The sequence below is a fragment of the Staphylococcus sp. 231237_7MaSpsaltlick genome (genome assembly GCF_043107035.1).
The window spans coordinates 339,930-352,340 of sequence record NZ_JBICNX010000002.1 but is presented as its reverse complement, the minus strand read 5'-3'; the positions used below and the strand labels follow the sequence as shown (position 1 = coordinate 352,340).

At 32.7% G+C, this 12,411-nt stretch carries 11 protein-coding genes; all 11 read right to left on the bottom strand.

The features are described from left to right. Positions 1-104: 104 nt before the first annotated feature. Entirely contained in the window at positions 105-1,721 is a 1,617-nt protein-coding gene (locus ACF91D_RS04690) for a DUF5906 domain-containing protein (RefSeq protein ID WP_207572932.1), read from the bottom strand. Further along, the gene (locus ACF91D_RS04685) at positions 1,721-2,089 is read right to left on the bottom strand and encodes a hypothetical protein (protein WP_031864395.1); all 369 of its coding nucleotides are present in this window, start codon (positions 2,087-2,089) and stop codon (positions 1,721-1,723) included. The genes ACF91D_RS04690 and ACF91D_RS04685 overlap by 1 nt, the downstream gene beginning before the upstream one ends. Beyond that, on the bottom strand, positions 2,082-3,182 hold the full coding sequence (locus ACF91D_RS04680) for a hypothetical protein (RefSeq protein WP_107505229.1): 1,101 nt from the start codon (positions 3,180-3,182) through the stop codon (positions 2,082-2,084). Before ACF91D_RS04680 ends, ACF91D_RS04685 begins: the two co-directional genes overlap by 8 nt. Positions 3,183-3,392: 210 nt before the next feature. After that, positions 3,393-4,718, bottom strand: a complete 1,326-nt coding sequence (locus tag ACF91D_RS04675) for a DUF6038 family protein (protein ID WP_107505230.1) — start codon at positions 4,716-4,718, stop codon at positions 3,393-3,395. Positions 4,719-4,904: 186 nt separating this feature from the next. Next, on the bottom strand, positions 4,905-5,642 hold the full coding sequence (locus ACF91D_RS04670) for a Cthe_2314 family HEPN domain-containing protein (RefSeq protein WP_107391432.1): 738 nt from the start codon (positions 5,640-5,642) through the stop codon (positions 4,905-4,907). 29 nt (positions 5,643-5,671) lie between these two features. After that, positions 5,672-6,106, bottom strand: a complete 435-nt coding sequence (locus tag ACF91D_RS04665) for a hypothetical protein (RefSeq protein WP_103388680.1) — start codon at positions 6,104-6,106, stop codon at positions 5,672-5,674. Positions 6,107-6,179: 73 nt separating this feature from the next. Continuing rightward, positions 6,180-6,659 carry a 23S rRNA (pseudouridine(1915)-N(3))-methyltransferase RlmH gene (gene rlmH / locus ACF91D_RS04660; RefSeq protein WP_327620891.1) on the bottom strand — a complete coding sequence of 160 codons (480 nt, stop codon included), beginning with the start codon at positions 6,657-6,659 and terminating at the stop codon, positions 6,180-6,182. A 582-nt stretch (positions 6,660-7,241) separates the two neighbouring features. Then, positions 7,242-8,042 (bottom strand): MBL fold metallo-hydrolase, encoded by an 801-nt coding sequence (locus ACF91D_RS04655; protein ID WP_327620892.1) that lies wholly within the window; start codon positions 8,040-8,042, stop codon positions 7,242-7,244. Between the two features lie 418 nt (positions 8,043-8,460). Further along, a complete protein-coding gene (locus ACF91D_RS04650) occupies positions 8,461-9,243 on the bottom strand; it encodes a two-component system regulatory protein YycI (protein WP_101094297.1) in 783 nt (260 codons plus the stop codon). Then, on the bottom strand, positions 9,244-10,581 hold the full coding sequence (gene yycH / locus ACF91D_RS04645) for a two-component system activity regulator YycH (RefSeq protein ID WP_101050671.1): 1,338 nt from the start codon (positions 10,579-10,581) through the stop codon (positions 9,244-9,246). It lies immediately after the preceding gene. Beyond that, positions 10,571-12,403 carry a cell wall metabolism sensor histidine kinase WalK gene (gene walK, locus ACF91D_RS04640; protein ID WP_039069547.1) on the bottom strand — a complete coding sequence of 611 codons (1,833 nt, stop codon included), beginning with the start codon at positions 12,401-12,403 and terminating at the stop codon, positions 10,571-10,573. The genes yycH and walK overlap by 11 nt, the downstream gene beginning before the upstream one ends. Between the last annotated feature and the right edge of the window lie 8 nt (positions 12,404-12,411).

Here is a 12,411-nt window from a genome sequence, read left to right as displayed (position 1 = left end):
TACTACAGGCAGTTGCCTGTAGTACGTAATTAGATTACTTACCTTGATTGATACGTTCTTCTATGATAGGCACAAGCACTTCTACAAATGCTTCAATTTGTTCATTATTCATCGTCAAAGTCCTCCCAACCTAAGTTCAAATCATCTTCGTATAAAAACTCATCATCTGTTACATTCTCATTTTTATCGAATGAAATCATGTCATCTTTTTTATCAGTTTCTTTCCAACCTAAATCAATCCAATAATCGTAGCCATTGTATAGTTTGGTTTGAGTATCAAAGTTTGCTTGAATTAACTGTTTAATAACCTGAGAACTCACCTTTATTTCTTCATTAATAACTTTATTTAACTCGGATACTTTGATTCGTGATCCTGGTTTGATTTCTATAAGTTTTCTGAGTAAATTAATACACGCTTTCTGATTTGCAATACTTGCTGATTTACTAGAAACAAATTCATATCCAAAATTTAACCAATCATGAGAAATTTCAGTAACACGATCATTTTGGAGGTACTCGATATCATTTTTTACAATTTGCTTATACACATACATCAAGTAAAGAAAGATTTCTTTCTTTTCATCCTGTAACTTTTCAATTAAGTCAGGGTCAGCTTTTTCAACATAATATTCACATGGAATAACAGCCATTCTACGCTCTAATGCTTTTGCATGTGATGATGGAAAATTGAGTACAGCATTCGTATTAAAAATGAGTTTTAAATCTAACGTAACTTCTACTTGCGTTCTTCCTTTACGGTCAGCATGAATTGGTTCAACAGATAGTAATTTTTTGAAATCATTCACAGTTGCTTCATCAACATTAGCTTTCCCCACTTCATCACTTGCCATAATTCGTTTACCAATTAGGCTTTCCTTATCGAAACGCCCGCCAAGTTCATTAAGTGTTTTAGATACGATATCATTACTATAAAAGAATGACTTAACTAATTTGATATAGACCGATTTCCCATTTTTTGCAGTTCCATACAAAACAAGTCCACGACGTAGTTTAGTATCTGCAGTGAGTAACACCGCTGTATGTTGGAAAAGAAAGTATTGTAAATCAGAATCGAAATTAGCAAGTTCTAGCATATATTCATTAAAATACGGTGGTATCTTGTCAGTGATGACATCACTTTTATCTACTGCCAAATTCAAGCGTGTTTTTGGGAAAATTTCTATGCAATTTCCCACTACTTCAAATGTATTCAGATTGAACATGGTTCTACCACAACCAATGTATTGTTTATTCTCAACAAGTTCTTCTACATCTGTTGATTTTTGTAAGCCATTCACTATATTTGTCAAAGTACTTAGTGAAGGTTTATAATCTACCAACAACACGTGTATCATTTTAGATATCAACCCTTGCAATTCATCTTCATTTACCTTTTGCCAACCTATATCTTTGAAAATAAACAACTCTGAATCAAAACGCTTGATATGAAAAATACTTATCATCATTTCCACTAATATTGTGTCATTTGGCTTTTTTTGAATGCCAAAATAACTGTATATGTTAGGTCTATAGTCGACATCTTTAGGAATGATAAGCTGTAGCTTATCGATAAGCTCGTTATACACCGTTATAGCTTGTTCAGAATTATCCATTTCATCATTTCCAATACTACTTGTTAGGATAGCAATCAGACCTTGACGGTCGATTGCCTCCTTAGCCACACTTAATAGCTTAGATAACATTTGTAATATATGGTTCATTATAATAATCCTCCATCTTCATTTAATGATGCTACATCTTGTACATAGTAATTACCGTTAAAGCAACCTACATGGATTAAATGCTTTCTATCAATGTAAGGGTCATAATTCTCATGAGTGGAGCTATAATTACTGTGACGTTTAAGCCAATCATTGATTGACAACTGCTTAGCTGTCTTTTGTGTTGAGATATTACGATTCACATATACGATCTGATTATTCACTTCAATTTCATATGTGAATTGATGTTTCACATCACCTGAGAAATTTGTTTCTCTCACAGAATATAACGTAGCTACATATATATAATTTTCTTTGAGTGGTGTACTACTTGGTATTTGTAAACTTTGTCCTCTATCATTATTCATGGCCCTCACCTCCCAGTTCTTCCACTGTCACATGTGCAAATTCATCATTGAACAACTGGTTAGCTGTACTTTTCATTAGCTGAGCAACATCACGTGCAGTTACTTCATCATCACATTCAATCATAATCGCATCGTGTATGGGTACAATAATTTTAAACGTTTTTTGTTCGCATTGTGCTCTGTACACTTCCAATAGAATGTGTTTGAAAATATAACTCGCTACCGTTTGTACATAAAATGCCATAATACTGCTACCTTGAAATGCGCTCATATCATGTTCAATGCCGTAAGGCATAGGCATGGTTTTATGCTCTTCGATTTGTTTCTTAAGTTCAATGACTTTTGTAAATTGGCTGACCGCATCCAACCATTGCACTTCACTTACATATTGTTTCAACTTGAATTTAGGGCTATCGAAGTTGCCACCAAATAGAAACGAACCAATAAATGCACGTTTAACGAACTTTTTCTCCTTTTTGGACAGTGATAAATCTTCTAGTAATGCGTCATATAAACCTTCTTTATGATTCAAATAGTCAATCAGTTTAGAATCTTGCGTCATGTATCCAACAACCGAAGGGTCAAATGACTTGAAATCGATTGTATATACCTTTTTGAATTGTGAAGGTAAAATCATACGTTGGACTGATTTTGGTAAGCCTTGGATATTAAAATTTTTAGTTGTGATTCGATGTGTCCGTGTACCAATCAACGATAATTGCGTATATAATCGATTCGTACCATTTAATGCCTGTTCTAACCTATCAAATAGCTTTTCGATCTTATCAGAATGTTCATCGTTCTTAGCCTTTTCAAGCATTGTTGATTTTATATCGGGTAATTTATCGATATTAAGCATAATGGGTTCCGATTCAATCTCTTTCTTTAATACTTCTAAATTATGATGTACTTCCACATATTGGTCTAACTTAACTTGTTCATCAGCTAAAAGTGCATTATATTTTTGATCTAGCAGTTGGCTGAATTGTTGCTGCAGTTGCTGAACATCATCTTGGTTAGATGATTTGTCCATTAACCACTGCTGTGTTTTGTTACTTTGAGTCAACGACATCAGTTTGTCTCTTGTCTCCATGTAAATCTTCTCCTTTATGGTTGAAAATGGCGCGCTCACTTTCAACTTAAAATTTGTTCAAAACGTTTTGACAAGACAATCTTAATACTAAATAGAGGTCGTTGATGAAGTGGCAAAAAAATTCGAAAAAATTTCCACCAAGCAAATAAGCTCAATCCCTTTATATGAGGGATTGAGCTTATCAATTATTAATCAATTTTCTACTTAACTTCAATTAGAGCTTTTCCGGTTATTCCTTCTTTTTAACAGTTGATTCTTAAATTGCTTCATTAACATTGCCATCGGGATGTTATTTTCGTGCGTCTTAGTCACTTCAATTTCATTATTATATGCATTATAAAATGATTTATATTCATTAATATAGCCATTTTTCATATCATTATAATGTTCAGTCTTATTAATGTATCGGTCTATCAATGTTACAACTTGCTGCATATCATCCATAAAATATTGGAACATTTCATTGCCTATGTGTGAGTGATTTTTCTTATCTAATACTGCTGCAGAATGAAAGTCTAATCGTTTACGTAACTCTAGTAAATGCTTTCTAATTTGTTCATCTTCATTAAAAAACTCAATATTGTCATTAATGATCTTTATCTTATTATCGAAGTCATATTTTTTAGATTGCTTATTTAAGTTTTCCTTTTTGTTAAGCTCTTTATCTATCATCTTCGATACATCTCTGAGGAAATAATGCTCCATATCTCTAAATGTTTGTGTTCTGTGATGAGGTTTAGCATTTCTCATTCCCCATCCATCCGCAGCTCGTTGAACTTTATTTAGTATGTTAACTAATAACCAATCTAATTGTTCATCTCTATCATATATGAATGCTTTCTCTTCATCTATATCTTCTGTTATTACATTATCTATTAATTGATTTACAAAATAATTATATCGAAAATCATATTGACTTGACTTTTCACTCGTTTGATTATGTTCATCAATTCGTTCATTATATTTACTTTCTGAAAATGTTGAGTAAACAACTTCATGTATAGCAAGTGCAATTTTGTCACTTAATTCCACTTGTTTATCTATAGGTAATTGACTCATTACTTCAGAAGCTAATTGTAACTTATCGTTTATTTTACTGCCTGAATCAAACACCTTTTTTACATCTTGGTATGCTTTTTGTGCATGTATATGTAACTTTAATGGTTTAAATTCAATTTTATCTATGTCATTCTTAACATTTTTAATAAAATTCGCATATTGGGTAATATCAATATTTTCTATCGTATCTTTTCTCAGCCTTACGTCTTCATCCGTAATTGCTTTTGGTATGTTATCATCTGTCATATTATTTAATAAGACACATAATATATCAAAAGCAATACCATTGAAACTATAAGCAGCTCTTTCACTTTCACCAGAGTTTTTTTGAAATTTCTTCATATCAACCTTATAAATATCAACTAATTTATCAATTCGTTTCTGCAATTGAGCTTTGTTTTTAAGACCTAAAGCTTTCTCAAGATCTTTTTTTGTATATGTTTTTTGAATTCTTTCTTTAAAAGTATTTTTCGTCATAATATCAACTTTCCATTAATTTTTTATATAAATTAAAAATCGGGTGAGTATTAAATATTTCCAAATCTGCAATATTGAGGGTTTCATATCTTATTTTTGCTTCTTGTTTACTCCCTGATGCTATATTTATATACAATACTACTAATTCTATTCAATACCATTTAAATTATATCTTTAAAAGATAATTTAATCTTTATTTTTATTTATAATTTCTATTGTCTTTTCTAAACACATTAACATCCCATCCATTATTTCTTTAACTTTTTGAGATGTAGTGTAATTTCCAACACCAGCTGTAACTATCCCATTTTCACATTTAGTTATTCCTGAAGATATAAATTGTGGATGCTGATTATGTGTAATGTTGTGTCTGTGTTTAGCTGCATCATCAAATTCATTGGAATTACGAATTTTATCAAGTGCATAAAATTTCACTAAATCTTTTTCTTTAAGTTTGTTTATTGCTTTATGAAAACTTATTTCATTCTTTTTTAATTGTATGTCGTAAATATTTACTATAATATGTCCTAACAACTCAAATATGCTAAAACCCTGTAAGAAGAAATATTCAGAAAAGTAATTAAAATTAAATTGTTTAGTATAGTCTTCTTCTTTAAAATCAGGAAAAAGCTCAACTGATTGTCCTTTTGAACCAGGTGACTTATACCAAACTTCATCAGGTATACCCTGATTATAATAGAACATCGTGTATGTATAATTTCGAATTAGTAGATTCATGCGATTAAATAGCATGTTTTTCCAATAATCGATTTCGTAACTTTTTGTTAAATCAAAAAATGAGTCAGTTTTCTCAAAATCAAAGTATAAGTTTTCTAATATAGAGTAATTAAACGGAATCTGATCATGCAAATCATTCATGTTTGCAGATTCAATATGTTGCAGCGGGTGGATTATTATTGTCATTATAGCAAAACTCCTTTTGTATAATACTATTATTTATCAGCTAATTTTTCACACCAAAATATTAAAAATGTAGAACCTAATAAACTCATATATTCAAACTTTTGCCATAATAAAGCGTTTTGCAATATGTCTGATAGGTATATATCTTTATATATAATAAATCCACCTATAAAAAATGTCACAAAAACAACAACAGACTTCACTTTCTTTATATAATCATTCTTATTTTTTCCTATGAATTTTTTATAATAGTACAAGTAAATAAAGGTAACAAGACCAGACAATAAAAATGCCAAGCTGTATCGTAAAAGTAAACCTAATTGTCCAATTCCAATATGAAATAGCCCGAAAAAATCTTCACTATAACCAGTGAAACCTGCTACTTGAATAAGTATAAAAACAACAAATATAAGAGCCAAAAACCATGGCTTTAAAAATTGAACTATATCTTTAGGTTTAATCAATTTAATTTCTCCTCCTAAGATTTACTCAAAAAATTCATAATGAATATTATTGTTCAACATCGTTTTTTTAGTTTTATTTGTGATACGCTTCCCCACGCATAATCTTAAACGCGCGGTAAATCTGCTCTATCAATATGACACGCATCATTTGGTGTGGGAAGGTCATTTTACTGAAGGATAATGCATAATCGCTACGGTCTAGTACGTCTTGATGTAAACCGTTGGACCCACCAATAATAAAGGTGAAGTCACTTTGTCCTCTCGTCATTCTCCCTTCTATTTCTTTAGCTAATCCTTCAGACGTCAACATATTGCCTTTGATTTCAAGTGTTATGACAGTTGACTGAGATTTTACTTTTGCTAGTAAGCGTTGACCTTCCTTCTCCTTCACTTGTTCAACTTCTTTGTCGCTCATATTTTCAGGTGCTTTTTCGTCAGGAACTTCTATAACTTCAATTTTGGAGTATGCTCCTAAACGTTTTTCATATTCTGCGATTGCTTGTTTCCAGTATTTTTCTTTTAATTTACCTACTGTTAGTATCGTAATCTTCATAATTGTCCTCCAAATTCATAATAAACAATAGTTATTAGAGTTATCCACAAGTTGTACACTTATTCACACTATTCCCTCTTATTATAACAGGAATGTATATCATTATTTAATAATGTTTACGTTTTCTAAACAAAAATACGTTAATAACATGTTAATTTGTGGATAACCCTGTGTATAATGTGGGTATTTCCTTGTTAATTGTGCACATCTCTGGATAACTATGGATAAAACAGTGGATAAGTTGATGGGTGTCTTACATACTTATTCACAAATTTTACGTTATCTTCATGATTTTTACCTATAAAAACCTTTTATTAGCTAAGTTATCCACTATTTATAATTATGCTCTAATTGTATATTGGTTTTCAATTAAGCCACAGGGATGCATGACCCTTAAAATTTAGTAATACTATTCTTACACATAATAAAAAACCAATATCTCAAATTGTGATATTGGTTAGGTCATTACAATACAAATACTAGTCCTCCTGGATTAATTTGTGAATTTATTTATAGATTGCATCATTCCTACATAATGCTTCATTAAAAAGCGCTAAGTCTCAAAATTGAGACCAAGCGCTTTTATAACTTATATATCGGTGTAGCATTGGCTTTGTCAGTATCGCACAACAATACTTCTTTTTCTGTGTCGATGTCGTGTTCATTTAATACTTGTCCGACGCTCATGCGGGCTAGGTCTTTCATGTTGTTATCTTGAGATAAGTGAGATAGATAAATGCGTTTTGTGCTACCTGTGATGACGTCTGTCATTGCGTGAGCTGCGTCTTCATTGGAAACATGTCCCATGTCGCTCAAGATACGTTGTTTTGTCTTCCATGGATAACCACACATGCGTAACATATCTACATCGTGGTTACTTTCAAAGACGAATGCGTCGCTACCTTGAATCATACCTTTCATGCGATCTGAAACGTAACCTGTATCTGTTAAAATAGTAAACTTCTTATAGTTATTATGGAAAATATAAAATTGTGGGTCGATGGCATCATGTGAAACGTTAAACGATTCGATGTCGAAGCCAGCTAATGATTTTGTTTCATATGGATTAAAGATGAATTTTTGATCTATTGGAATTTTACTGTCTTTCTTTTCAATGGCTGACCATGTTTTTTCATTCGCATAAATAGGCAAGTTGTATTTACGTGCTAATACGCCTAATCCTTTAATATGGTCTGAATGTTCGTGGGTAACTAAAATGCCGTTTAAGTCTTTAATCTGTTTATCAATTTGCCCAAAAAGTTCTTCCATTTTCTTCCCAGTCAAACCTGCGTCGACCAAGATACTGCCTTTATCATTTTCCACATAAGTGGCGTTTCCTGTACTACCACTCGCTAATACACTCATACGTATCAAGCGATTCACCCTTTCTAATCTGTAAACACTGTTTAGTATATATTGTTATAGGGCAGACTACGGTTTATGTGCCGTCAATATACCCTCTGTCTAAAAATTTTGTTGCTCCTGCTGTTAGGAGCACTGCGCATAGCTAATGTAATATCATGCATACGACTGCAATCACAGAATTTTAAAAATCCTGTCGCTTAAAATTATTTTCTCTTTTCCGCTTCAACTTACCGCGAATTTTACGCTTTCATTATACTATATCGCTTTATTTTTTGCTTTTGTATAACGCTCATCAACAGTATTTAATTTTAACATACTTTTGCCATCACTTATGTAGATATGTTTATTTTAAATATAATCTTCTTCTAAAAAGCTCATATTTATTTACCAAAAAGTAAATCAGCACACCTTCAAAAAGATGTGCTGATTAGTTATATTATTCTTCAATTACTTTCGGGCTGTCTGAGACGGCTTCAACATAGTAAGTTTTAATCTTTTCTCCGTGTTTTACTTTAATCTCCCAATTGGCTTCGAGTACTTGCACATTGGGTTCTTTCACAACCGTGTAGTAACCAAGTCTTGCGTTCGTGACTTCATCGTTGCGTTTAAGATAACGGTTAAAGTAAAGGGCTTCTATTGCGCTTCTCGCTGTATTTACTTGTTTTTCCTCATTGTTAGCACCTTCTGAGGGTGTGATGGACTTCATTGCTGTCTGTTTATAGCTTGAAGCTTTACCATCGTCATTAATATTAAATTCTAATCTCGCTTTGTTGTTATTCATAATTGGATAATCATCGTACGTTTGTTCAAACGTTACGTTTTTGTTATCTATGTTACTCATTTCATAATCTTTACCTTTATACACCTTATCTTTAACGTATGACTTTAAGTCGGTGTATTGATCATTGCTGACATCGATAGGGTTACTGATATCACCTTTAGCCATAGCGCCTGAGTCTTCACTTGATATATCAGAATGCGCTTTAGCATAAGATGAAAAATCAAATGAACGCGCGGTTAATAACTGCATTTTTAAATTTTTAACACTTGGGAGATTATCTGGAATTTTAATTTCTTCTTGTTTAAAATCGACAGCATTTTCAGCTTCACTATCATTGATATGGGACTTATTCACCTTATCTATATAGATAATGACCAAGCTAATATTCACTAGAATAAAGACGAAAATAAATAAAGTTTTTGTAAGTTTCCAGTTCATTTATTCTAGCCCCCCATCGCTGTATGCACGCCATTCGCCATCATATTGTACATACCATTGTGGTTTGAATTCACTATTGCGTTGGATTTCAATATCCGCATTGTCTGATTTGTTATCCATATTGTAGCCGATAGTCATGTTTGTTACTTCTTCAAAGTTAATCTCTGGGTTGTTTGCTAATTCTGCACGTACAGTCTCAGCACCAGGAAGTTTAACCTCATCTTCACCACTATCAATTGTTACATTTGCTTTCAATAGTGCTCTTGCATAACTAAAGACGCCTTTATCGCCCCATGATACTTTAATGTTATTAAGATCATCATTATTAAATGTTGGACGACCGTTTAAGAACATTTGATATGTGAGTTCACCTGTCTTGTTATCCACATTGAATAACCTGAAATCATCCGTAAAGCCGCCGTGATTATTTATATAATCAAAGGTACTTGGTATGCTTTCTTGCATATTAGTAGAACGATTTTCATCTTCTGAGAGATTAGTATAGCGGTATTTTTCACTGTCGTCGCTATAATTGGCAACGCCCGTGTTATTATTATAAGTTGCGTTACCACTTTTCGAACTACGTACAACGACAGAATCATTAAATAAGATTGCATTCATCGTATCTACACTAATGCGATTGTAAATGGTGTGATATGATTTTAAGCCTTTAGGGGCTTTTGGTGCAAAAATGTGTGTAGCTTTATCAATCGTATCTTTGTTCGTAATAATTTCTGTATAAGGCTGCATACTTTTTTGTTGTTGCTTCATCACTTTTTCCAATTGGCTTAGTTTAGCAGACGTTGTCATACGCACAACGTTATGACGATCTTTACTAATCGCATAGAGTTTCACTGTACCATCTTTATTATTGTCGACGATTAAGCGATCGAATTTAAAATTGTTTGGCACTTTGGCATTAATATTCAAGGCTTGGCCTAAATAAGTTGCTAATGGCATATCATAGGTAAAATCTAATACTAAAAATTCATCACTAAGGTCTGGAATAATTAAATTATGATTGCTGTGCATTTGTTCTGAACGTAATACACGATGATTTTTTAGTGGTTCCAGTGTTGATTCTACATTGCTTTTTGTGGCTTCCATACCTTCGGAATCTTCACCTTTAGAATGAATTATCTGATAGGGTGTTACCACTTTATCCATTCCTTGATCTAGTGGTTTACCTATCGTTTTAGCTTCTGTTTCTTTATTATTATCTTGCTTATCCACATTGGCTAAATCAGGTGAAAAATTCCATGTCATATATGTTAAAACTGCACTCATTAATACAAGGAGAATAAGGATTATGGATTTGATTAACTCTTTACTCCGCATCCCAATCACCATCTTCTAAGACTTCACATGGAAGTGTAATAAAGATTGACGTACCTTGTCCTTCTACACTGTTAGCCCATATACGACCATTATGAGCTTCTACTATTTCTTTAGAGATAGCTAATCCTAGACCTGTACCACCCATTTTACGTGTACGTGCTTTATCTACACGATAGAAGCGGTCAAAGATTTTATCTACTTTATTGATCGGGATACCAATACCATTATCTTTCACACGAATGGTCATACGATTATATAACGCATTCTGTTTCACGTGAAACTCAACGCGTTTATCGCCACGTGAATATTTCATCGCATTGGTAATAACATTATCAAATACTTGTGTCATCTTGTCTGGATCAATTTCAGTAAAGATGGTTTGTTTTGGAATTTCACGAATAAATGTCGTATCTTTTGCGGACATCTCATGACGATTAATGATTTTATTGATAAACATATTAAAGTCGACGATTTCTTTAGTAATTTGGTCAGATTCGTTATCCATTTTAGATAATTGTAGTAAATCGTTTACAAGACGAATCATACGTTCTGTTTCTTCACGTGTAACAGACAGGAATTGTGGTGCTAAGTCGTCATCTTTCCACGCGCCACCTTCTAATGCTTCTATATAACTGTTCATTGAAGTCAGTGGTGTACGTAATTCGTGAGAAACGTTTGCAACGAATTCACGACGTTCTCGTTCAACTTGTTGTTGTTCAGTTACATCATGTAGTACGGCAATATAACCTGTTACAAAGCCAGTTTCTTGAACAATCGTACTAAAGTTAACTCGAACGATAATGCCTTCCGTCTCATTGATGTCTAATAAGAAGCTATCGTTATTCTCTTGAATTTCATCTAATGAGAAATCTTCTTCAAGATTCAATACGTTAAGCATATAGTCACCAATAATATCTTCTTTCATGGTACCCATCATCGTTAACGCCATGTCATTAACAATACGTATGCGGCCGCGTCGATCTGTAGCGATAATACCGTCACTCATATGTGTAATAACGGAATCGAGACGCCGTTTTTCACTTTCAGTATTTGCCTGCGCTTCTTGTACACGTTTAGATAGGTTATTGAAGGCGAGTGCGAGCTCGCCAATTTCATCGTTACCATAAATTTTCACACGTTGCGTATAGTTACCTTTAGACATTTCTACGGTCTGGTTCCGCATGTCTGTAATTGGTTTCGTAATTGTACGTGCAATAAAGAACCCAAGGATTATCGTAATTAACAATGAAATCCCTGTCCCAACGATAAAGATTTGGTTGATATTACTTAGCTGGTTATATACATCGTTGATATCGGCTTCAATGTACACATCACCAATCGTACCATCGTTAGATGTTTTAACAGGTAAGTTATATACCCAAACACGTTGTTTACCATTTCCGTAATCTTTTAATACGGTATGGCTATTGATTTCGCCTAGTGACAACGCCTTTTGAATAGAATTATCATTGGCTTTTTGATTTATTAGACTACGCGTAGACTGCTTTGAAGTAGCCATGATTATTTGATCTTTATCAATAAAGCGAATTTCTTCTATTTCTTGTCTATTGGCATACTCATTCAATAAGTTTTGAACCTCTTTTTGAGCATTTACTGAATTATCTTCATCATAAACCTTTTCTATATTAATTTCTATTTGTTTCGCATATTGCGAAATATTATTTTTAAATGTTTGTGTTAATTCTTTTTCTAGACTATTCGTAAAATATAAACCGATAATTTGCATACCGATTATAATCAGCAATACATAGACGATAACAAGTTTCGTGTGTAAGGATTGAAAATGTTTAAGCCATTTCATTTAACAGG